Consider the following 23,399-nt stretch of genomic DNA (forward strand, 5'->3'; position numbering starts at 1 on the left):
CTATTTGAGTTTATTATTATAGTTTATTAAATTTTAAAAAATATATTACAATGAATATTTATTTATAGTTATGGAGGTCTATTCATGCACAAAAAATCTATTATTACATTATTAATATGTTTAGTCTTCATAGCACAAGTCTGGTTTATTTATATTACTTTTAGTTATCCTTATACTGGTGTTATATTAGATAAAACAGAACAAAATGAATGGGTAATTGAGAGATTTGAAAGTGAAAGTGTTGATGTAGGATTAAAGGTTGGGGATATCATCTTAGAAGTGGATCATAAAAATGTTAACAAACACGCTTCTATTTATAAATTTCATGGATTGGAACAATTTAAACAAGTTTTAGTATTGCGTGATGGTGAAAAAGTGGAGGTGCTTAATCATACATTTCCAAGCGTAACTACTTATGATATATTACCTCTTTTTAGTTTACTTCTTTCCTTTCTTTTAATATTTTTACTTTACAAATATTCATCCCATCATGAGTCTGCAAAACACTTATCCTATCTTCATGTGGTAATTGCTATGGCATTTATTAGCACAGGGGCTTCTAGTCGTGGGGAAGTACTTGGATTGATATTTATTTATACGTTAGTCATGTTTCTACCAATATTATTTTTAAATTTTTTATATGTTTTTTTAAAAGAGAAGGCAGATGTAATCATATCTATAAGATTTACTAAATTACTAACAATCCTTATTTTGTTCACTATACTCCCACAACTTTTCTTTTTTACTGATTCATCTGCAATATATTTTATATATGACATAATTGGATTTTTGGTAATTTGTTATCTTTTGTTTGGTTTGCTATCTATATTTTTAATATTGACAAAACTATATTTTTCTTATCGAAAAGAGAAATCATATGCTTCCACTTTAATTAAATCTATATGGGTATCGTTGTTTTTATCATTTGCACCCCTTAGCATTTTTTCTTATCTACCATTTATAATTACAGGTAATGCCATCATGGAACCAATTTATACTACTTGGTTTATACTTTTTTTTCCTTTTTCATTTTCGTATTTAATTATTACTAAACAAATATATGATTTAAATGTCATCACTCGTAGAATTTTATTTATCATTTGTTTTTCACTTCTTCCTAGTGCTTTCATTATTACTATGATTATGTATTTATTTAAACCTGATTTGTCTTCAAAACAATTAACCTTAGCTCTTATAACAACTTCCTTTATTTTATTTTTAACCTTAGCTTTAACACGTTATATTACAAATAAATTTGAAAAATGGATTTATCCAAAAAAACATAATTTAAAAATGAAGCTAAATCTGATTGTTGAAAAGTTAGGGACAATCACTAATTTCCATGAATTTAAATCCATTATATTACCAGATATTATTCAATTATATAAAGTACATGGTGCCGCTATTATTTTAATTTATAAAAATAATTACGAATCAATCAGTAAAGGGACAATTGATGTAGAAGAAATTAAAAACTTATTAAAAACTCCAAAAAATTTAGATGAACATCCCTTCTATACTAGTTATGAAATTAATCGTCATAAAGAATACACAAGTTATTTAGTGTTAACAAAAAAAACAAACAATACTGTGTTAGGACTAGAGGAAAAACAGTGGCTTTTTCTAATTTGCTCCTACTTAAAAATTTGTTTAGAAAATATTTATTATTTACGTAAATTACGCTTTGAATTACAAGAAAAAGAAAGGTTTAGAATTGCTACAGACCTACACGATTCTACGATGCAGGATTTATTCTTCTTAAAACGAAGATTAGGAGCAGTAGCAGGCAATAAAAGCATAACTAAAGAAGAGAAAAAAGAAATTACTAACCTTTTAGATTATATAGATATCATCAACTTAAGTTTAAGGCAAGGGTGCTTTGAATTATATCCATATACAATTCAGGATATGGGATTAAATCATGCTATCCATAAACTTATTGATCAACTTCAGCTAATCCATGATCTAGAAATTAACTTTTTAGAAATCAATGAAATTGAGAATTATAGTATGGAAGAAAAACGGCAACTATTTCGTATCATACAAGAACTTCTTAATAACACCATAAAACATGCTCAAGCAAATACAGTAAATATTACTTTTAAAACAAAAGAAACAATGTTTCGATTAATATATGAAGATAATGGAATTGGTCTAGATGTTAAAAAGAAAGCTAAGCATTCTACTAAACGATCTGAATCAGGTCTAGATCATATTCGATATCGTGTCATAGATTTAAATGGCAAATTAAAAATAAAGTCCAATGTAGATAAAGGCGTTCAAATTCATATGACGTTTCCAATAGAAGAGGAACAGAAATGGGGACTATCCAGTTGAATAAAAAGCTATTAATCACAATATTAATTACAATATTTATTGCTATTCAATGTTGGTTTGTTTTTCTGACCATTAAATATCCTTATACTGGTATTGAAGTAGAAAAAAATGATAATAATCAATGGATCATTTCAAATGTACGGATTAAAAATATAGAATCTTTAAATGGTATTCAGATTGGGGATAAAGTCTTACAAGTAAATCATGAGGAGGCTAGTGAACACTATTCTATTCAAAAGTGGAAAATTGTAAGACAATTTGATCATTTGTTATTATCAAGAAATGATCGTGTTTTTGAAGTTAAAGCTAGTCAAATCTCTAGCTATGCTCTTAATGGCTTAATACCTTTTATGTGTGGTGTTTTTTGTTATTTTCAAGCTATTCTACTAATGATAAGGATGCCCCAATTAAAATCTGCAAGATTCTTGTCATTTTTATTTTTTACCAGTGGTCTGACATTTATTGCAGTTAATGCTTCTACGAGGGCAGACATACTTGCAAAAATAGTAGTTGTTTCTAGCACAATGACTATTCCTATCTTATTTTTACAGTTCTTATTTGTACTAATTAAAGAAAAAACTGAAGTACAACAAACACCCACAAAAATTTTTAAATATTTATATCTTGTTATAATATTAGTTTTTCTCTTTCAATTATTTGATTTTTTTTACACTCCATATTCATACTACTTTTATATTGTAACAAAGAACTTTGCAATGATATTTTTTTTATTAGGATTACTAATAAACTTTATATATTTGTTAACCATTTACTTTAAATATCGCAAGGAAGAGAGTTATACCTCTACATTAATTAAAATCATTTGGTTTTGTTTATTTATTACTTCAGCCCCATTTAGTTTGCTTTCATTTTTACCTGACCTACTATTTGGAGCACATTGGGTTAATCCATTTTATACAGTCTTCTTCTTCTTTTTCTTTCCTACAACATTTGCTTATCTAATTCTTTCAAAACAAATTTTAGATATTGAAGTTGTTATAAAAAGAATAATATTCACACTTGTTTTTTCTATTATACCTAGTATTTTGATCGTGATTTTCATATCAATTATATTTGACCTAAAAATTACAATACAAAATGTAGTAATAGCTTTTATTTGTACTTTAATCACCTTATTTTTATCATTGTTTTCAATAAAGTATATCCTTTTAAAGTTAGAAAACACCATATTCCCACATAAACGTGGTTATCAAAAATCATTGGATCATATTCTTAAAAAACTTACTTCTATTACAAACTTTCATGATTTAAAAGACCAAATATTAACAGATATTATCGACCTGTTTCAAGTAAGTGGAGGAGTTATTGTATTAAAATATAAGGATAAAGCTGAAACCATTCTTGTAGGTAAAATTAATGTTAAGGAAGTGGAAAAATTATTAGATTCAACTTCGTTAAATGAAGAATCTCCTGAATATTCTATATTTCAAATAAATCTACATCAAGAATATACAAGTTATTTGGTACTTACGAAGAAAAAAAACAACTCCAAACTTGGATTAGAAGAAACACAGTGGATGGATCTTATTATTTCCTATATGAAAGTTAGTTTAGAAAATATATATTTTATTAGAAAATATTCTTTTGAACTACAAGAAAAAGAAAGATTTCATATTTCTATTGACTTACATGATTCAACCTTGCAGGATTTATTATTATTACGGAGAAGAATATCTATATATGTCGAAAAAAGTACATCTAAAGAAGTAAATCAAGAACTGAAAAATATCGTTAATTATGTAGACATGATAAATGTAGGTTTAAGACAAAACTTTTTTGAGCTTAACCCTTACTTAATTAAAGAAACAGGTTTAATTAAAGCAGTTGAGCAATTAGTAGATCAAGAAAAAGCAATGAATAATTTTATTATTAAATTTACAACTAAGAATGCTGATAAAATAGAAAATAGTAAAATGGAAGTAAAACAACATGTTTTTCGTATAATTCAAGAGCTTATTAATAATACAAAAAAACATGCCGAAGCATCTGTTGTGAATATAGACCTTAGAGCGATTGATCATACACAATCTTTAATTTATAAGGATGATGGGATTGGCTTTGATACTAACCTAATAAAAAGCAAACCAACTGAATTGAAGGGAATTGGTTTGGAGCAAATTCGCTATAGAGTTAATGACTTAAATGGAGATATGAAATTTATAACAACTAGAGGAAATGGAGTAAAATTAATTATTAATTTCCCTTATAATTAAAGCTACGATTAATATTATATTTCTTTAAATATAATATTAATAAGCTAGTTATTACCAAGGAAAACCTTCTTTTTTCTTTTCCGAATCTTTTAAAAGTATATTTCTTATTGATTGTATTTCATTTTTTGGTAGTTTTAATTCAGATATAGTTATATTCATTTTATCTAATTCCATTCTCTTTAAACGTTTAATAATATTTTGTAAATCTGAAGACCATTTTACTGACTTCATATTTTCACTTCACTTTCTACTTCTTATTATTTACTTTATATTACTAATACTTTTATAATATATCAACATCAAATCTTTACTCAATACATTATTTTAAAGGAGGTATAAAGGTGAAGAGAAATTTTTTATATAGAAGTTTGTTTTTTTTATTCTTAATTATTCAAATTTGGTTTTTATATTTAATAATTCAATATCCAAATTATTCAATTTTTGTTAGTGAATCTGAAGAAAATATTTGGTCAGTATACAGAATCGATAGTTTTACTAATGAACTAGGTTTACAAATAGGTGATACTATCCTTGAAATAGATCATATAGCAGTAAATAACTATTTTATTTCTAATAACAATGAGGTTCTTGTCGATTTTAAAACCATATTAATATCTAGAAATGATACTGAATTACAAATTGAAGTTAATACCACTTCTTTATTAGATATTTTCGATACATTGTTATTGGTTAGTTTTATTCTTTGTTATTTCATTGCTTTTATCCTATATAAAAATATAACTAACTCACCTTCTGCAAAAATGCTCTCTGTAATTTTTATGTCACTTGCACTTATTTTTATTAGTTTAGGGGCTTCAAGTCGTGGAGACATTCTAGGTAAAATAATAAATTATTCATTGTTAATGTTAATACCAATTTTATTTTTACATTTCCTAATAAAATTATTTAATGAGAAAACAGCTATAGAGCTTTCCAATAGATTACTCAAATATCTATATATTTTTGTATTTATTACATTCACCGTTCAATTTTTAAGTTTCCCATTTTTTTTTACTATTGATACTACCCTCAACATAAGTAGAACTACTACAATGTTAATTTTCTTATTTGGTATTTTAGCAAATTTTACACTGCTAACTATAATTTATTTTAAACATAAAAAAGAAAAGACATATACTTCAACACTTATTAAAACGATTTGGATATCCCTTTTTATTTCAGTTTTTCCATTTAGCTTTTTCTCATTTTTACCTGATTTATTGTATGGTGAACAATGGATTAGTACAACTTATACTTGTTGGTTTGGACTATTATTTCCCATATCATTTGCTTATCTACTTTTATCAAAAAAGCTCTACGACATTGATATTTTAATACGAAGATATTTGTTCACTATTATAATCTCAATCATCCCAAGTGGAATTATAGTATTTTCTAACGAACTTACTTATGTTAATAGCCTATTAAGCTCACATTACATAGTCAGTTTTATCATTACTACTTTTATATTATCATTATTACTATACTCTTTTGAATACCTTACTACGAAATTTCAACGAATTATTTTTCCTAAGAGATATCATTTAAATAATGCACTTAAAAAAATATCACAAAATCTTAGATCCATATCTAGTTTTCATGAATTAAAAGATATTACACTCGTGGATATTGTTAACACAATGAATGTGTTTGGTGGAGCGATTATATTTAAATATAATGATTCAATTGAAACCATAAGCGAGGGAGATATCGATTTAAACAAAGCAACAAAAATGATAGAAACGAATGAAGTTGATCATGACTACATATGTTTTGAAATTACAGACCACGAGGAATACACAAGTTACTTAGTATTAACAAAGAAGAAAACAAATACAGTGATTGGAATGGAAGAAAGCCAATGGATAAACTTAATCATAACTTACTTGGCCGTTAATTTAGAAAATCTCTATTTAATACGTAAACTAACGATGAAACTAGAGCAGTTAGCCGTACATATTCCTGATGAAAAAACAGCAAATGAATTTTTATGGTTTCGTAAATTTATGTTTGAATTGCAAGAAAAAGAACGTGTACGAATAGCAACTGATCTCCATGATACTACGATGCAAGATTTATTTTTCTTAAAAAGAAGATTAAATTGTTTAATAGAAAATAAAGATTTAAATCATAAACATGCAAATGAAATTAAAAATATAGTTAGTTATGTAGAAATTATCAACGTCAACTTGCGACAAAGCTGTTTTGAGTTGCATCCTTATTTACTACAAGAAGCAGGGCTAATTCATGCTATAAGAAAGCTAATTCAACTAGAATCGGCGATGAATACATTTGAAATTGAGTTTAGTGTAGAGGACGAATACCAAATTGAAGAAAGAAATATGGATTTTAAAAGTCATATTTTTCGAATGATCCAAGAAATGATTACAAATACAAAAAAACATGCACAGGCTACAAAAGTAAATATATCTCTTCAGACGATGAATCATGAAATACAACTTCAATTTGAAGATAACGGAATCGGATTTAATGAACAATCAAATAAAGAACAAGACACTCTAAAATCAGGAATGGGAATGGAACAAATCAAAAGTCGTGTTCTATATTTAAACGGTAAATTAAAGGTTGAATCTAGTATCGGTAAAGGGGCTAAATTTTGGATTACCCTGCCAAATAAGGAGGAGAAATCAGCATGAATACAAATAAAAAAAATGTTTTAATCGTAGATGACCATCCTTTAGTTGCAAAAGCTACAAAAAATTTACTAGAAAAAAATGAATTTATTCAAGTCATTGACATGGCTTATAATGGTAAACAATGTTTAGAGATGATGGCATTACATCAACCCGAAATTGTCTTTTTAGATTACCGTCTCCCTGATATGACAGGTGTTGAAATTGCCGAACAAATTAGAAAAAAATTTCCATGTACATTGATCATCATTTTCTCTGGAATCGATATTACGGATCTCACTAATAAATTAATTGAATTAAAAGTATGTGGGATTATATCTAAAGAATCAAGTGAAACCACAATTATGAATATGGTTAATTGTATTTTAGACGGGCATACGATGTTGCCTTTTTCTATGTACCATCAAATGAGGATGATGAGTATAAACCATAATCCTATTGAAAGCAAATTAAATGATGATGAGATTAAAATTATGACCCTTATAGTTAAAGGGGCTACACATGAACAAGTTGCAGATGAAATCCATCTTAGTAAACGTTCTGTAGATAATTATTTAAAAAAAATATATGGAAAGTTAAATGTGAAGACAAAAGTTCAAGCAATAGAAAAATTCGTTCAAATGAAAACACAGAACAATTAACGAGGGGGGACAGTACTGATTCATGCTAACAGAAATACATAAAGAAATGAACAAGATGATTTCTCAATATGATCATGTATCAGAATTAAAAGATTTAGTGTTATCATTCATAAAAGAACAAACTAAATATGATCTGCATTGGTCAAAACTGACCCTATATAGTCACAGAATGTTTGGTGGAAAGTCTGATCATATTTATAAAGTGGCTGCTATTACAGAAATGATATTTTTAGCCTCAGATATTTTAGATGATATTCAAGATCAAGATCATTTAACTAAACCATGGATGCAATATCCTAAGGATTACATGTTTAATATCATATTAACAATTGTGTTGAGTTCAATTGCAGAACTAAATACAATATTTGAGGACAAACCTACAGCTTTGTCAATTAGTAAAGTCAATCAACTTATTACTCAATCTATTCAAGGTCAACAATTAGATATCCAAAACACTATATCTACCGAAGAAGAATATTTCTTTATGCTTGAGAAAAAATCCAGCTCATTAATTAGATTGGCTTGTTACTTGGGTTATTCATCTACTGAAAAAAATTACGAATCAAATTTTACAAAATTAGATGAATTAGCATCAATCTCTGGTATTATCCATCAGTTAGAAAACGATATAAACGATATATTTATAACAGATCATAAAAACGATTTACTACATAGAAAAAAAACACTACCGGTATTATATTTGTTAAAACATAACGATGAATTTCCAATTTTCAAACAATATTATGAAGGTGAGGTAACTAAAGAAGAATTCCTTACAAAAAAAGACGAGATCAATCAGATCATTAAAGACTCGGGATGCATTGAATACGCTAGAGTAATACAAACGCTTTATATTCATAAATTCGATGAGGTGTTTGAAACACTAGATGCTGTTTCCCCATGGAAGGAAAGATTTAGGGATTTGGTTTATACTGAAAAATAACTAAATAAATGACATAGAAAAACAAATATACATTGTGAAAGAAACTTAATTCTTCTAGAATTTTAAGATTATTTTTTTAAAAAATAGTTTTTATAATGATGGAATAAAAAAATAAAAGAACTACTAGATAATTAAAATGTATTCTCTGTAAAGGACATTTTATAGTAATTATCTAAATTGTAGTTCTTTATTTAAAATTATATCTTTATTTGATCTATCCTATGTTTTGTTATTTTCCCAACATTTGTTTTACAACTTCTTTTGTTTGAATCAAACCCGTTGGATCTTCTTTTGTTTTATACTGGCAAAAACGTTCGGCCCACTCTGATGTTCTAATCCTTAGAGGAAGTGGATTCGTATTAAATTGAGCTAGGACGACTTCTGCAACTTCTGAAGGTGTTTGATAAATATTATCTGATCGATCTGTTCTTGTTCCCATATAATCATTTACAACTGGTTCAAAATCATCCTTATAGAAACCACCGTTACTAGCCATACCCTCAAGAACACTATTTGCGAATTCAGATGAAATTCCACCAGGTTCAACAATCATGAACTCCACTCCGAAATACGGAGTTACATAAGTAGCTAGGCTCTCATAGTAACCTTCCAAAGCAAACTTCGTTGCACAGTAAATTTCATTTAATGGTTGTCCCACTAAACCACCTACTGATGAAATTGCTACAACTTTTCCCTGTTTTCTCTCACGCATGTATGGAAGAACAGCTTTTGTACAGCGAATTGCACCAAACGTATTAATATCAAATACATTGATATATTCTTTTTCAGTAGATTGTTCGGTTGTTTTAATATAACCAATTCCCGCATTATTCACTAATAAGTCAATTTGTCCTTCTTGATCTATTACCTTTTGAATGGCTTGATCAACTGATTCTTGTGACTGTACATCTAACTGCAATAATTCAATACTTAAACCTGATTGTTGCAAATCTCGAACAGATTGCCCTTTTTCTAAATTTCTCATTGTCGCATAGACCTTCCAGCCTTCATTTGCTAATTTTTCTGTTAATGCCAGACCGAGACCTGTAGATGTTCCTGTAATTACTGCAATTTGTTTTGTCATTGTTCATCCTTCTTTCTTTTTTTTATTACGTATAGGTGTGGCTTCTCCCTAATCAGGCGGAGTAGAGTCTCCATCTGATTTCACGATGTTTAAGCTTTGCTTAAACGAGTTCACTAGTTTAGCTATCTTTGCAATTCATTCAATGGTTTTATTCCTGATATAATAATTTTTTTTAATCTTGGGAATGTTTCATTAGTATCTACTATTTCCCATTCCTGATGAGATTTGGTTTTGAGCATTTTATCAGATTTAGTTAATGCTTGCCAATTAAAATCCATAGTAACATGATATTCATTTGAGTGGAGGGACTTAATTACTAAGTTCTCGACTAAATGAGTACTTACCTTAATGTTTTTAGAAATAGAGAGCCAACTTTCAAACTGGTCTATATTCGTAATAGGATCATCTGTGCTTGGCACTTTCATATAAAAATCTTTATAAAAGATATCTTGAAAAGGAGATGCATCCCCATCTAATTTTTCCATTAAAGATAAATAATAATGTATTAAACTTTTAACTCTATTTTCTGCATAAGTATCCTTAAATTCAGACATATGATTCATCATTTCAATTGAACCAATTTTAATTTCTGAGAAGTACCATTTATCCTCTTTTAAAATTAAAATTGTATCGTAATGAACTTTATAGCTTGTAACTTTTCCTTCTTTATTTTCATTTTGATAAATGATATCTGCCACTAAACTTGATTTATTCTCTTCCACTTGAGTAAAGGTAATTTTTTGTACAGAATGAGCGTTTTTTTGATTTAGTGGTCTTTGATTCTCATAATGTATATACTGTTCTTTATTTAATACTTCACCGTCCCTTTTCACTTTAAAATCATGATCTAAAATTGATAATTGATTGTCTAATGTTTGTTCTGTTCGTTCTCGTTCGTAAAAAATGTACCATCTGTATAAAAGTGATTTTGCATATTGTTCATGCATAGTTGACTTAAATTCCATATTAATATCATCCTTTTGATCAGTTTTTTATATCAAGAAAATATTTAATGATTCTTCTCGGTTGCTTTTATTAATTACTATGTGTCAGTTTGTCCTTTTCCAGTTTGTTATGCCACATGTTTTCTATACTTTTTACTTTTGAATTTAATTATAAGGGTTAAAGTTAACTCTAAGTCAAGAATATTAATATTTGATTTTAACTTTAGCTTTCCATTAAAATATACACAACACTGATTATTTTATTCACAATTTTTACATTCTATCCAGTGGTTGTCCACAACATTATCCACAACCTGTGAACAAACGTTCATAACCGACCAGCAGAATTGAGGTATTCACATGTTAATAAATACAGATCATCATCATCATTTTATGTTAGAGGCAATCAAAGAAGCAAAAATTGCTGAATCCAAAAATGAAGTCCCTATTGGAGCCGTAGTGGTGTGGAAAAATAAAATTATTGGCAGAGGACATAACTTAAGAGAAACAAGCTTTGATTCCACTGCTCACGCTGAAATGATAGCCATTAGAGAAGCAAGTGATTATTTGCAAGCTTGGCGATTATTAGATTGTTCCCTATATGTTACATTAGAGCCTTGTGCGATGTGCGCGGGTGCGATAGTACAATCCAGAGTGAAACAAGTTATATATGGTGCCTCCGATCCAAAAGCGGGTTGTGCTGGTACTTTAATGAATCTACTGCAAGAAGACCGTTTTAATCACCAAACAGAAGTCGTTACAGGTGTGTTGCAAGAAGAGTGCAGTGATTTATTAAAAAAGTTCTTTAAGAGATTAAGAAAATAATAATGTATAAAAAAATCAATGCTAATCCACTCTATACTAAGAACTATGAAAATTTGTAGTGGAGGTTTTAAAGTGACAAAACAGAAATCCAATTTAGATAAAAATTTAGAAAATGTAGTTGAGGATTTAGATGAAAATCCAGTCAACAGCTTCCATGCACAGCAGCTACATCAAAAACATGAGGATCGCAAGCATGAAGATTTAAAGAGAGATAAAGGATATAAAGGTGATGAATCTAACCCTCAATAATGAATTAACGACAAATATTAAAAAACTGGAATCCTTATATCGGAAACCAGTTTTTTATTTTTACTAATTATTATGATTTATTTTTCATATATACAGTAACTTCAGAACGATTATGGAACAATTGTTTTACACCTTTAATTTCAAACCATTTTTCTAGCGTAGATATAGCTTGATCTACCCTTTTTTTCATGTTTTTTTTGGGTAATTTTAATGTCAAAATCATCAAGCTATTTGATTTTAGTAGCTTTTTGGCTTCTCCCATTAATTCTACCGACTCAAAGGTGTCCATTTTCATGTCATTCACGACCACATCAAATTTAGTGCTTTCATCGCGAGTGAAAAAGACTTGCGCTGTTTCTTTAAAATGTTTTACTTTCGGATGTTTTTTCAAAGATCGATCGAGATTAGCTGGATCTACAGCATATACCTTAGCATTACGTTGCAACAATACCCGTGTCCATCCCCCAGGTGCCGCTCCCAAATCAAGTGCTACACAGTTCTCAGGGAAATGAATATCAAATACATCCATTGCTTCAAGCAACTTAAATTCAGCTCTAGATATTTGACCTTCTTCTTGTGCAAACCGATGTTGTCCACCTGACCAATCACTTAAATTTGCTTCAGATGTTGAAATTCCTATATAGACTTGTGATTCATAAAATGCGATAGAAATAATCTGCTCAGGTTTTTGAATATGTAATGTATAACCCATTTCTTGAACCTTTGTAGAAACAAATTTGTTCACATCGAACCTTTTGTAAGGTCGTTCCATTGAAGGATCAATCAAACGTGTTTGAACAGAAAAGCTTTTATTCTTATCTAATAGGGAGGAGATTTGACTCACATGTTTATGTATAACTTGCAAATCCTCTTCAGTTTGAGTTAACTGTACCTCTTTATGTACTGGAGACATGTGCTGAATATAAATCGGCTTTTGAAAACGAAAATGCTCTGTCAACCTGTTAAAACCTACACTCAATTGAATAAGCCCGATTCCTTGATCAAACCATTTGATAAGACTCCCCTCGGGGTCTGCTGATTTAAACTCCTGTAATCCAATATCACTAAATTCAGGTTTGATTGTCATGATTATTTGTTTTGTATCTTTTATTTCTATGCTTGAAATATTGTTTTGTATGCTCATAATTATCACCATTCTGATCTTATCATAATGTATTTTATATTACTATTTTAATAAACTACATGAGAGTAATTTGTATTACGTTTATTACATATAGCTTATGTAAATAATATAATAAATACAAGCTAATTATCATATGATGATATTGTGTGAACAAACAGGTTGTATTTTCATAAAAAAAAACACAAAATAATTGATATTTAACCATTTACATTTTTTTCTTGAAAAAGTATAATAAAGAAAGTTGAGAAAAAAGAAAAAACCGCAGGTGTTACAGCACCCACGGTTGGAAGTACAATAGCCGTCTAACAAGGCGGTAGGATAACGATATTGAACGAATAGACCGCAACCTATTGGCATGAGGGCGGTCTCTTTTTCCGTTTTCTGCGGAATTCAAGAAATGAGATAATTAACCTTCCAATATTGATCAAAAGATTGCAAATCTCCATTTGGCCTCACCCCCTTTCAGGGTTGTAGCCCACCGCCCATATATAAACCAACTATTATACATGTCTATTTTACCATATTTTTCATAAAATTGTAAAAAGAATTTCACATTTATATTTTTTATTGCATATTTAAACATGATTATGTTTTTTAATACAAATAAAAATTCACGAATAGTTTCTATATGACTAAAATAGAATAATACTTTATAATATAGGGCTTTTACTAAGATTTATCTCTAAGATAAGATTAAACATAGTGTGAATGAAAGAACCATATTTGAATAGTTTGGCATGTAAATTAAATAAAAGTTATTAATCTCATTATTTTATTCATTTACATATTCTGGGTTTTATAAATCTTATAGTATATAAAAATTCCCATCAGATTAATCATCCAATGGGAAAATTTTATTTATATACTTTTAATTAGTTAGACGTAGCTTCTTCTAAAAGCGCTTCGATTTCTTCATCAGTAAGATCTAATTCTTCAAGTCCTTCAATATCGAATTCACCTAGTTCTGGAGTTTCTTCAAATGTTTCATATGCAGAATTCATAATTTCCTCTAATTCCTGTAATTTAATGATATTCTCATTGGATACTTCCACTGTAAACTCCGGATTTTCGTTAATTTGATCCATACCTAATGACATATCAACTACAATGTTAACTGCTTGCCCATCAGTGATAGCATCTACATCCATTTTTAACGCTTGGTAAGAAATATAGTTATCATCATTGATTCCATTTAAGAATGAAAAATCATTAACTTTTAAAGTATTTTGTTCATCTTCTAGAAATGCAACGAATTCACTTTTTCCATTAGCTAATTCTTCTCTAATTTGTTCTAAATCTGTTGATTCTATTTGTGTAACCTCAGACCATTTTGGATCAGCTAATAAATCCAGTATCTCTGGAAGTGCATCATCCATAAAAGTTAACATAGCTTTTTCAAATTTCTCATCAGTGATTTTAATTTCAACTGCTTTTTTTACATCGGTACCTTCTGGAAGATCTGCATCTTCAACTAAAGTAAAGTATTCTTCCTCATCAAAATGTTTAAACATTATTTGAGATATTTCCATGATAAGTTCATTTTGTTTCTGAAGATCTCCGTAATTAAATGGTGTTACTTCTCCTTCTGACATTTCAGCTAGTTCATTATAATCAATTTCAATAAACTTACCCGTTACTTCTTGTGGCATAGGCACAAATGGAATCGAAGGTACTTTAATTAACATTCTCTCTTCTTCCATTATCATCGGTAGACTTATATTAAAACTCATATCTCCAGGTATTTCTAAATCCATCACCATTTCCATTTTCATTGGATCTTGTTGATAAACACCCGTCATATTCATATTAATATCTTGGAACATACCTGCAAACATCGCCATTTCTGGTGCTGCTGCCATAGCTTCTTCCGGTATGTTCAAACTTAATTTCACATTCCCATCAAAAGAATAGGATTTCATCTCTAATGATTTTTCACTTGCATCTTTTAACAAGTCCTTCGGACCTGGTTTCTCTCCACAACCACTAAGAACGACTGTAAACATAAGTAACATAGTTGTTGCAATTAAAAATATTTTTCTTTTCATCCAATTTCTCCCCCTTTTAATAAAAACCTTCCTTATCATAAAACAAAATAAGCCATAAAAGCAATATATATTTATACCCATATTTTTATTCCAGGTTTCACTTTTCTTATCATATTTAAGAAAAAAAAAATTGTCATATAATGCAACTTTTACATACTTATTGTCGTATAACTTATGAGGTGTTTACATGTTAAAAAAGAGTCTGCTAATAGGAGCTAGTATTTTTTTAGTTGTTTTTATAAGTATTTTGTACAGGGTGAATACAAGTTTAAATGATACTGAAATTACTGTTCCAGAATTTGATCAAATTGTTAAACCAACAGAAGAGTCCACAATAACAACTACGTCAAACAAAGAAGAAGAAAAAGAAAAACCAGAGGATTTTTATGCTCTTTTAATAGGAATTGATTTTCGTGTAGATCCTTTTACATTAAATACAGATTCCATTATTGTTGCTCATATAATTCCTCAAAATAAATCAGTAAAACTAGTTTCAATCCCAAGAGATACAAGAGTTAAATTTGATGGTCAACTTTTAAAACTTACTTCATATAGAGATTACAACCCTGAGTATGTTAAAATAAATTCCACTTTTAGCGATGGATATCAACATACTTATATTAATAGTAAAAAAGACCCATCTATTTTATCTGGCGAAAGAATTACTGTAAATCATGCCAAACTTCCAGAAGAATACATAAGTTCAGGAATGGTTGTGTTAAGAGATGAAGTGGAGCAATTACTAGATATTGAAATTGATTATTCTTTTTTAGTTAATTTCCAAACGGTTGTTTCTTTAGTGGATGCAGTAGGCGGGATAGATATTTATGTAGATCGTGATATGCAATATGACGACTCTGTAGATAATACAAGTATTCATCTTAGCCAAGGACAACAAATATTAAATGGCCAAAATGCACTTAACTTTGCAAGATTTCGCCAAGATAATCGGGGAGAAGCTTTTTATTCCAGTGATTTTGATCGGAGCAGAAGACAACAGGAGGTCATTCAAGCAACGTTAGACAAAATTGCAAGCTGGGAAAATATCAATCAAGTTTTTGATTTATTAGATATTGTTACTGAAAATTTTAAAACAGATATGAACAAAACTAAAATGTTAAAGCTAGTAAAAGATTTTTATGGTATATCTAGTGATTCCATTATCACAGTACCTTTTGAAGGTAGTTGGCAAAATCCTTATGTAGTTATTAAAGATGAGGAGCTAGATAAGCTACAAAATGACTTTAAATCAATAGAAATAATGAGCAAAAACTCAGATTTAGCTTCACAATAATTAAATTTTATATTACATATATTAATAAAATAGGGCAACCTCCTTCTAAAGGTTACCCTATTTCTTTTTTTTCAAATCTTCTGTAGTGTAATTAAATCGATCTACTGGGGTTGAAGGTCAATCCACCAATACATTGGAATATAACATGAACCGCCGTGTACCGAACGGTAATGTGGTGTGAGAAGATGGGGGTTAAGTCACCCCCTCCTACTCGTTTTTAAACTCCTCCAAATCCTTCTCCGTGATTAGCTCTGGAATGATTTTTATTTTTTGCTTTTTTTGAACCAGATAAGGCTTCACCCTTTGCATCCTTTACTTGATCTAATTTACGCTCTGTATATTGGTGTGGATTCTCTGGTGTTAAACGTTCATTAGACATTTGAATTTGAATCCTCCTTTATAGAAGTAAAAGTATTCGGATCTATTCTTCAAAGCTTTCCTCACTTTTTGGGGTATTAGGATTGTGTTATAGTTTGTAATGTTTGAGCACATTCATGGATATGCCTAACATAATCTTCTGCCAACGTTTGAATCACTTCATTATGCTCATCAATTGCTTTATTATTTTGCTCAACATCAATTAATGAAACATCTACTTTTCTTTCGTCCTCATAAATACATCTAAAATCAAACGTGTACATGGCATGACCTGCTGTTGAAATATGAATGTTTAAAGCATTAGAATTTGCATTATCTAAACTAACATCCACTGAATCTGTTTTATTTAATATTGTCGGTAATGTACTTTGCCAATTTTGTAAAAGCTGCTCTGAATTGATCGTTAGTGCTTCATTGTCCATATTTACACCTCCGCTTCATTAATTTGCGATAACAGAGGATCATTTATTCAAAAAAACAAAAAAAAACAAGCATCCATTAGATACTTGATATTTGTGAAATATATGGCGGAGAGGGTGGGATTTGAACCCACGGAAGAGTCCCCCCTTCGCTGGTTTTCAAGACCAGTGCCTTAAGCCGCTCGACCACCTCTCCTTGCGTCACAAGAAGTATTGTAACACAGATCTTTTACTAAATGCAAGTCTTATTTTATAGAAATTTCACTTACATGATTCATGTATGGTTGAAGTACTTCTGGAATTTTTACAGTACCGTCTGACTGCTGATAATTTTCTAATATGGCAGCAACTGTTCTGCCAATCGCTAAACCAGAACCATTTAATGTATGAACAAATTCTGGTTTGGATTTATGATCCCTACGGAAGCGAATACCAGCTCTTCTAGCTTGATAATCTTCACAGTTGCTACATGAAGAAATTTCACGGTACATATTACTTTGTGGCAACCACACTTCTAAATCGTAGGTTTTAGCCGCTGTAAAACCGATATCTCCTGTACATAAAGATAAAATACGATATGGCAATTTAAGAAGCTGTAAAACTTTCTCTGCGTTCTCTGTGAGCTTTTCAAGCTCATCGTAAGAATCCTCTGGTTTAACAAACTTTAATAATTCTACCTTATTAAATTGATGTAAACGAATTAAACCTCTTGTGTCTCTACCTGCTGAGCCAGCCTCAGACCTAAAGCAAGCACTATAGGCTACATAATTTTTAGGAAGATCATCTGCTGACAAAATTTCTTCTCTATAAAAGTTCACTACAGGTACTTCAGCAGTAGGAGTCAAAAAGTATTCATCATTTTCTAACTTAAATGCATCTTCTTCAAACTTAGGTAATTGCCCAGAACCAACCATGCTGTCGCGATTCACAACCATTGGTGGTAACATTTCTTCATATCCATGCTCCGTACAATGTAAATCCATCATAAAGTTGATTAGAGCGCGTTCCAATCGGGCACCTAAACCTTTATAAAATAAAAATCTAGAACCAGATACTTTAGCACCTGCTTCAAAGTTTACTATATCAAGTTTGGTAGCAATATCCCAATGAGCCTGTGGTTCAAAATCAAATGTTGGAATATCCCCCCATTTACGTATCTCTACATTATCATCTTCATCTTCTCCAACCGGAACGGAGTCATGTAGAATATTGGGTAACGTTAATAAGAGTTGCTCTAGTTGTGACTCAATTCCTCTTAACTCTTCATCTAACGTTTTAATTTGATCAGAAACCTCTCTCATTTCTTTGATGAGATCATCAGCATTTTCCCCAGCTTTTTTCTTCTTTGCAACATCTTGTGAAACAACATTGCGTTGGTTTTTCAACTGTTCAACTTGCTGAAGCAACTCTCTTCGTTTAATATCTAATTCCGTAAAACTACCCAAGTCATCCAGTGGATGACCACGATGTTTCAATGCAGTCTCTACTGTTTCAAGATCATTTCTAAATCGTTTAATATCTAACAAAAAAACCCTTCCTTCCACAAATAGCATTTACTTCACTAAGGAAAATTGTTTCACCATATTAATAAAATAGCTATGCAAACGAAAATCATCCGTAAGTTCTGGATGAAAGGAAGCAGCTAATAGGTGCCCCTGTCTAGCTGCTACAATTTTTCCGTTATATTCTGAAAGCACTTCAACCTCTGAACCTACTTTTTCAATTAAAGGAGCGCGAATAAATACCGCTCTAAGTGGTGATTCAAGACCTTTAATTGGTAAGTCAGCTTCAAAACTTTCTCTTTGACGCCCAAAAGCATTTCTAGCTACTTTCATATCCATTAACCCTAAATGATTCTCGCTTTTTCCCACAACTTCTTTAGCAAGTAAAATCATACCGGCACATGTACCAAAAATAGGTTTTCTTTGTTTAGAGAACTCATTTAACTTCTCAATAAAACCATATAATTTCATTAAACGACCAATTGTTGTACTCTCCCCACCTGGAATGATGATTCCATCAATCTCATCACATTGATCTGCTGTTTTAATGACAATCGCTTCTGCACCGGCATCTTCTATCATTTTCAAATGTTCTTTTACTGCTCCCTGGAGAGCAAGTACACCTATTTTCACAGCTGTCCCTTCTTTCTTGCATGAAAAAAAATAAAGTGTTAATTACCAACCGCGTTCTTGCATTCTTTCTGATTTATCAAGTTTTGAAATTTCGATTCCCTTCATAGGAGTACCAAGATCTTTAGATACTTTTACTAACAATTCATAATCAGTATAATGTGTAGTCGCTTCTACAATCGCTTTTGCAAACTTTTCAGGATTATCTGATTTAAATATACCTGAACCTACAAATACACCGTCTGAGCCAAGATGCATCATTAGAGCAGCATCAGCTGGAGTTGCAACACCACCTGCAGCAAAATTAACAACAGGAAGTTTGCCTGTTTCATGTACTTCAAGGATTAACTCATAAGGAGCACCTAAATTTTTAGCTTCTGTCATTAATTCATCTTTTGACATATTTTGAACTTTACGTATTTGTGAAACCATCATTCTCATATGACGAACAGCTTCAACAATATTTCCTGTTCCTGGTTCACCCTTTGTTCGAATCATGGATGCACCTTCTCCAATACGTCTTAGCGCTTCCCCTAAATCTCTAGCTCCACAAACGAATGGTACAGTGAATTCACCTTTTTGAATATGGAATACTTCATCGGCAGGAGTCAGTACTTCACTTTCATCAATATAATCTACTCCCATTGCTTCTAACATTTTTGCTTCAACAAAATGTCCAATACGAGATTTCGCCATAACTGGTATAGAAACAACCTTCATGACTTCCTCCATAACTGTTGGATCCGCCATTCTAGCTACTCCGCCAGCTGCACGAATATCAGATGGTACTCGTTCTAATGCCATAACTGCTGATGCTCCAGCAGCTTCTGCTATTTTTGCTTGCTCTGCATTCATAACGTCCATAATGACGCCACCCTTTTGCATATCTGCCATACCTCTTTTAACACGTGATGTACCTGTTTCCATATTCTTTCCTCCCAATATATATAAATAATAAAATTAACATAAATCTCTAAAAAATAATTTTACCTTAAGCCTTCTCATTATACAACTAAACAGATTATTTATATTTGTTTAATTGATTAAAAAATACCTTTTATTCCTTCAAAAATATCTGCAAAAAAGTCTTTAATTGCTCTTAGTAAAAGTCTAAACCAGCTTGCCTTTTCTACATCCTCTGCAGCGATTAGATTAATCGTACCTTCAAAAGGTTCAGATAACTTATCATATTTTACTTTTAATGTTCCTACTACTTCACCTTGTTGAATAGGAGCAATCAAATCTTCTTCAGGAAGTATTGTAGTTTCAAATTGAATATTCTCCATGGATTCACCTTTTTCAACAACTAATTCCATGCCAGATTCAGTTTGGATCGCAACTTCCAATTCAACCCCTTTTTTTACAGGAACTGTTTTAATGTCATCCAATTCACTTTTTGCAGCAACTACCGTTTTAATTTCAAAATTGTTAAAACCATAATCCATGAGCTTTCTTGTTTCTTCAAAACGGGCTGGCTTTGATTCAGCATTCATTACAACACTAATTAATCGAATACCATCACGTTCAGCCGTCCCTGTAAAACAAAATCCAGCCTCTGTTGTAGAACCAGTTTTTAAACCGTCTAAACCTTCATAAGCAATGCTGCTAAAGTTATTATTATAAGATTTCCAACCTTCAAGCATCCAGTTCCAATTATCAAATTGGCGTGTACTGTTATCCCCTTTTCTTAAATAAGCTTTTGGAGTGCTTGACACTTCTAATGTTTCTGGGAAATCTAACACAATTCTTCTTGCTAATTTAGCTAAATCCTTAGCAGATAAAATAGTTTTGCCTGTTGTAGGAGCTAATTCTTTTAATTCTTCATTGGGCAGACCTGTTGCATTCGCAAAATATGCTGCGTCAGACATGCCCATTTCTTTTGCCTTCTGATTCATCATATTCACAAAGTTCTCTTCTGATCCCGCAATAAATTCAGCTAATGCTACTGCACCATCATTCCCTGAATAAATTGCCATGTATCTAAATAAATCTTCAACTGTATAAGTATCACCTTGTGCTAATAATGCACCTGATCCTGGTATTGCATCAGCATTAGAAGAAATGGATACTGAATCTTCCCACTGAATTTTACCTTCTTTAATACTTTCTAATACTAAGTATTCTGTCATCATTTTTGCCATGCTTGCAGGAGGTAAGGCTACGCTTGCGTTGTTCTGGTATAACACTTGTCCAGTGCTTGCTTCGATCAAAATAGATGATGCTGCATTAATATTTAGTGGTGGTTGAGTATTTTCTTCAGCATAGGACGCAGATCCTGAAAACATAGACAACACAAAAAGATTTAACATTAAGGATAAACATAAATAAATTTCAATTTTTTTAAGTACTAACGATTTCAAATGTGTCACTTCCCCCATAAGCATTTTTCTACATCTTTTTCATTGTATCATATGGATATGCACAAAAAAAGACAGGTACAATGCCCTGTCTAAAAGAATATAACGGTAATTTATGGTTGAGATACTTTTCTCTCTTTTTTAATTAACTATCATAGTATTTTAAAGTGAATAATTTGGAGCTTCTTTCGTAATCTGTACATCATGAGGATGGCTTTCTCTTAGTCCTGCCCCTGTTATTTTAATAAACTGTGCATTGTTTTTTAACTCTTCTATGCTTGGTGTACCACAATATCCCATACCTGAACGCAATCCGCCAATAAGTTGATATATTGTATCTGCTAATGGTCCTTTATATGCAACACGTCCTTCAATACCTTCTGGAACTAGTTTGCTTTCATTTTCTTGGAAGTATCGATCTTTACTCCCCTCTTTCATAGCACCTAATGAACCCATACCACGATAGACTTTAAATCTTCTTCCTTGGAAAATTTCTGATTCTCCTGGACTTTCTTCTGTACCAGCAAACAAACTACCTATCATCACAGCACTAGCACCTGCTGCAAGTGCTTTTACAATATCGCCTGAATACTTTAGTCCCCCATCTGCAATGATAGGCACATTGTATTCTCTAGCCACCGTAGCACAATCATAAACTGCTGTAATTTGAGGGACTCCAATCCCAGCAATTACACGTGTTGTACAGATCGAACCTGGACCAATACCTACTTTTACCATAGTAGCTCCTGCTTCGATTAAATCCTTAGTTCCTTGACCTGTGGCTACGTTACCTGCACAAATAGGCAGTTCAGGATACTTCTGACGAATTTCTTTCACTGTGTTTAATATATTAATATGCTGACCATGAGCGGAATCCACTACAATCAGATCAATTCCAGCTTCGACTAAAGCAGCCGTTCTCTCCTTCACATCACTTGAAACACCAACAGCAGCAGCACATAATAATCTGCCTTGTTTATCTTTCCCAGCGTAAGGGAATTGAATGGCTTTCTCAATGTCTTTTATCGTTATAAGACCCTTTAAGACGTTATGATTGTCAACTAGAGGTAGCTTTTCAATTTTATGTTTCTGCAACAATACTTCTGCATCCTGAAGTGTTGTTCCAACTGGTGCTGTGACTAAATCTTCCTTTGTCATCACTTCACTAATTTTAATAGAATAATCATGAACAAATCTCAAATCACGATTCGTTAAAATTCCAACCAGTTTATTTGATTCATCTACAATTGGAACTCCAGAAATTCTATACTTGCTCATTAATTCTTCCGCATCATAGACATGATGATCTGGTGTTAAAGAGAAAGGATTGGTAATGACTCCACTTTCAGAACGTTTGACTCGATCAACTTCTAAAGCTTGTTTATCGATTGACATATTTTTATGAATAACCCCTATACCACCTTCTCTAGCAATAGCAATAGCTAACTTAGATTCTGTCACTGTATCCATTGCTGAGCTTATAAATGGTATATTGAGCTGAATAGGTCCAAGTTTAGTTTTAATATCAATTTCTTTTCCAAAAACCTCTGACTTAGATGGTATTAGCAATACATCATCAAAGGTTAAGCCTTCTTTTGCAAACTTTGTTTCCCACACGATTATAAAATCCTCCTTAAAATTAAATACCTTCCCGTAAGTATTGTTACATATCATAACAAAATGGCATTTTTAATGTCAAGATCTTTTCAAATCAGGATG

Annotated in this window: 20 protein-coding genes and 1 tRNA gene; 8 read left to right on the forward strand and 13 right to left on the reverse strand. The window is 30.9% G+C overall.

Translation table 11 applies throughout. The features are described from left to right. The first annotated feature begins 84 nt into the window (after positions 1-84). Together VQL36_RS00535 and VQL36_RS00540 are read left to right on the forward strand one after the other, a co-directional pair. A complete protein-coding gene (locus VQL36_RS00535) occupies positions 85-2,337 on the forward strand; it encodes an ATP-binding protein (RefSeq protein ID WP_349247437.1) in 2,253 nt (750 codons plus the stop codon). After that, positions 2,319-4,571, forward strand: a complete 2,253-nt coding sequence (locus tag VQL36_RS00540) for a sensor histidine kinase (protein ID WP_349247438.1) — start codon at positions 2,319-2,321, stop codon at positions 4,569-4,571. Before VQL36_RS00535 ends, VQL36_RS00540 begins: the two co-directional genes overlap by 19 nt. Positions 4,572-4,622: 51 nt before the next feature. On the opposite strand, the gene VQL36_RS00545 is transcribed toward VQL36_RS00540, so the two are convergent. Then, positions 4,623-4,802: a hypothetical protein gene (locus VQL36_RS00545; protein ID WP_349247439.1), complete on the reverse strand. Its 180-nt coding sequence runs from the start codon at positions 4,800-4,802 to the stop codon at positions 4,623-4,625. A 110-nt stretch (positions 4,803-4,912) separates the two neighbouring features. Between VQL36_RS00545 and VQL36_RS00550 the strand changes: the two genes are divergently transcribed. From VQL36_RS00550 to VQL36_RS00560, 3 genes are read left to right on the forward strand one after another with little or no spacing between them, the layout of a single operon-like run. Further along, complete coding sequence (locus tag VQL36_RS00550; RefSeq protein WP_349247440.1) at positions 4,913-7,228, forward strand: sensor histidine kinase; 2,316 nt, start codon at positions 4,913-4,915, stop codon at positions 7,226-7,228. Next, positions 7,225-7,866 carry a response regulator transcription factor gene (locus tag VQL36_RS00555; protein WP_349247441.1) on the forward strand — a complete coding sequence of 214 codons (642 nt, stop codon included), beginning with the start codon at positions 7,225-7,227 and terminating at the stop codon, positions 7,864-7,866. The genes VQL36_RS00550 and VQL36_RS00555 overlap by 4 nt, the downstream gene beginning before the upstream one ends. 22 nt (positions 7,867-7,888) lie before the next feature. Then, positions 7,889-8,809, forward strand: coding sequence for a polyprenyl synthetase family protein (locus tag VQL36_RS00560; RefSeq protein WP_349247442.1), 921 nt, complete (start codon positions 7,889-7,891; stop codon positions 8,807-8,809). Between the two features lie 229 nt (positions 8,810-9,038). On the opposite strand, the gene VQL36_RS00565 is transcribed toward VQL36_RS00560, so the two are convergent. Further along, positions 9,039-9,893 (reverse strand): SDR family oxidoreductase, encoded by an 855-nt coding sequence (locus VQL36_RS00565; RefSeq protein ID WP_349247443.1) that lies wholly within the window; start codon positions 9,891-9,893, stop codon positions 9,039-9,041. A 122-nt stretch (positions 9,894-10,015) separates the two neighbouring features. Continuing rightward, positions 10,016-10,858 (reverse strand): hypothetical protein, encoded by an 843-nt coding sequence (locus VQL36_RS00570; RefSeq protein ID WP_349247444.1) that lies wholly within the window; start codon positions 10,856-10,858, stop codon positions 10,016-10,018. Positions 10,859-11,197: 339 nt separating this feature from the next. Here VQL36_RS00570 and tadA point away from each other — a divergent pair, with 339 nt between their 5' ends. Together tadA and VQL36_RS00580 are read left to right on the forward strand one after the other, a co-directional pair. After that, entirely contained in the window at positions 11,198-11,662 is a 465-nt protein-coding gene (gene tadA / locus VQL36_RS00575; protein ID WP_349247445.1) for a tRNA adenosine(34) deaminase TadA, read from the forward strand. Positions 11,663-11,734: 72 nt separating this feature from the next. Further along, on the forward strand, positions 11,735-11,911 hold the full coding sequence (locus VQL36_RS00580; protein WP_349247446.1) for a hypothetical protein: 177 nt from the start codon (positions 11,735-11,737) through the stop codon (positions 11,909-11,911). A gap of 70 nt (positions 11,912-11,981) precedes the next feature. Here VQL36_RS00580 and VQL36_RS00585 read toward each other — a convergent pair whose 3' ends face one another. Both VQL36_RS00585 and VQL36_RS00590 read right to left on the reverse strand, forming a co-directional pair. After that, entirely contained in the window at positions 11,982-13,055 is a 1,074-nt protein-coding gene (locus VQL36_RS00585; RefSeq protein WP_349247447.1) for an SAM-dependent methyltransferase, read from the reverse strand. Between the two features lie 872 nt (positions 13,056-13,927). Further along, complete coding sequence (locus VQL36_RS00590) at positions 13,928-15,100, reverse strand: hypothetical protein (RefSeq protein WP_349247448.1); 1,173 nt, start codon at positions 15,098-15,100, stop codon at positions 13,928-13,930. Between the two features lie 187 nt (positions 15,101-15,287). On the opposite strand from VQL36_RS00590, the gene VQL36_RS00595 reads away from it, so the two are divergent. Further along, positions 15,288-16,394 (forward strand): LCP family protein, encoded by a 1,107-nt coding sequence (locus VQL36_RS00595; protein WP_349247449.1) that lies wholly within the window; start codon positions 15,288-15,290, stop codon positions 16,392-16,394. Between the two features lie 217 nt (positions 16,395-16,611). On the opposite strand, the gene VQL36_RS00600 is transcribed toward VQL36_RS00595, so the two are convergent. The 8 genes from VQL36_RS00600 to guaB form a co-directional block, all read right to left on the reverse strand. Continuing rightward, complete coding sequence (locus VQL36_RS00600) at positions 16,612-16,773, reverse strand: small acid-soluble spore protein P (protein ID WP_349247450.1); 162 nt, start codon at positions 16,771-16,773, stop codon at positions 16,612-16,614. Between the two features lie 76 nt (positions 16,774-16,849). Continuing rightward, positions 16,850-17,194 carry a hypothetical protein gene (locus tag VQL36_RS00605; RefSeq protein WP_349247451.1) on the reverse strand — a complete coding sequence of 115 codons (345 nt, stop codon included), beginning with the start codon at positions 17,192-17,194 and terminating at the stop codon, positions 16,850-16,852. Positions 17,195-17,297: 103 nt separating this feature from the next. Further along, positions 17,298-17,387, reverse strand: a tRNA-Ser gene (locus tag VQL36_RS00610). 49 nt (positions 17,388-17,436) lie between these two features. Next, the gene (gene serS / locus VQL36_RS00615) at positions 17,437-18,717 is read right to left on the reverse strand and encodes a serine--tRNA ligase (protein ID WP_349247452.1); all 1,281 of its coding nucleotides are present in this window, start codon (positions 18,715-18,717) and stop codon (positions 17,437-17,439) included. 27 nt (positions 18,718-18,744) lie between these two features. Further along, complete coding sequence (gene pdxT / locus VQL36_RS00620) at positions 18,745-19,326, reverse strand: pyridoxal 5'-phosphate synthase glutaminase subunit PdxT (protein WP_349247453.1); 582 nt, start codon at positions 19,324-19,326, stop codon at positions 18,745-18,747. A 42-nt stretch (positions 19,327-19,368) separates the two neighbouring features. Further along, positions 19,369-20,250 carry a pyridoxal 5'-phosphate synthase lyase subunit PdxS gene (gene pdxS, locus VQL36_RS00625; RefSeq protein WP_349247454.1) on the reverse strand — a complete coding sequence of 294 codons (882 nt, stop codon included), beginning with the start codon at positions 20,248-20,250 and terminating at the stop codon, positions 19,369-19,371. Positions 20,251-20,366: 116 nt separating this feature from the next. After that, entirely contained in the window at positions 20,367-21,683 is a 1,317-nt protein-coding gene (locus VQL36_RS00630; protein ID WP_349247455.1) for a D-alanyl-D-alanine carboxypeptidase family protein, read from the reverse strand. A gap of 159 nt (positions 21,684-21,842) precedes the next feature. After that, on the reverse strand, positions 21,843-23,297 hold the full coding sequence (guaB, locus tag VQL36_RS00635; protein WP_349247456.1) for an IMP dehydrogenase: 1,455 nt from the start codon (positions 23,295-23,297) through the stop codon (positions 21,843-21,845). Positions 23,298-23,399: the final 102 nt, after the last annotated feature.

The sequence above is a fragment of the Chengkuizengella sp. SCS-71B genome (assembly GCF_040100845.1).
In the GTDB taxonomy this organism is placed as follows: domain Bacteria; phylum Bacillota; class Bacilli; order Paenibacillales; family KCTC-33759; genus Chengkuizengella.

Excerpts from the sequence above, each read along its gene's own strand:
- VQL36_RS00590 (WP_349247448.1), bottom strand. The coding sequence starts at position 15,100 with ATGAAAAGAAAAATATTTTTAATTGCAACAACTATGTTACTTATGTTT.
- tadA (WP_349247445.1), top strand. The coding sequence starts at position 11,198 with ATGTTAATAAATACAGATCATCATCATCATTTTATGTTAGAGGCAATC.
- VQL36_RS00585 (WP_349247447.1), bottom strand. The coding sequence starts at position 13,055 with ATGAGCATACAAAACAATATTTCAAGCATAGAAATAAAAGATACAAAA.
- VQL36_RS00540 (WP_349247438.1), top strand. The coding sequence starts at position 2,319 with ATGGGGACTATCCAGTTGAATAAAAAGCTATTAATCACAATATTAATT.
- VQL36_RS00565 (WP_349247443.1), bottom strand. The coding sequence starts at position 9,893 with ATGACAAAACAAATTGCAGTAATTACAGGAACATCTACAGGTCTCGGT.
- VQL36_RS00555 (WP_349247441.1), top strand. The coding sequence starts at position 7,225 with ATGAATACAAATAAAAAAAATGTTTTAATCGTAGATGACCATCCTTTA.
- VQL36_RS00560 (WP_349247442.1), top strand. The coding sequence starts at position 7,889 with ATGCTAACAGAAATACATAAAGAAATGAACAAGATGATTTCTCAATAT.
- pdxS (WP_349247454.1), bottom strand. The coding sequence starts at position 20,250 with ATGGAAACAGGTACATCACGTGTTAAAAGAGGTATGGCAGATATGCAA.
- VQL36_RS00595 (WP_349247449.1), top strand. The coding sequence starts at position 15,288 with ATGTTAAAAAAGAGTCTGCTAATAGGAGCTAGTATTTTTTTAGTTGTT.
- VQL36_RS00570 (WP_349247444.1), bottom strand. The coding sequence starts at position 10,858 with ATGGAATTTAAGTCAACTATGCATGAACAATATGCAAAATCACTTTTA.
- VQL36_RS00605 (WP_349247451.1), bottom strand. The coding sequence starts at position 17,194 with ATGGACAATGAAGCACTAACGATCAATTCAGAGCAGCTTTTACAAAAT.
- VQL36_RS00535 (WP_349247437.1), top strand. The coding sequence starts at position 85 with ATGCACAAAAAATCTATTATTACATTATTAATATGTTTAGTCTTCATA.
- VQL36_RS00545 (WP_349247439.1), bottom strand. The coding sequence starts at position 4,802 with ATGAAGTCAGTAAAATGGTCTTCAGATTTACAAAATATTATTAAACGT.
- VQL36_RS00600 (WP_349247450.1), bottom strand. The coding sequence starts at position 16,773 with ATGTCTAATGAACGTTTAACACCAGAGAATCCACACCAATATACAGAG.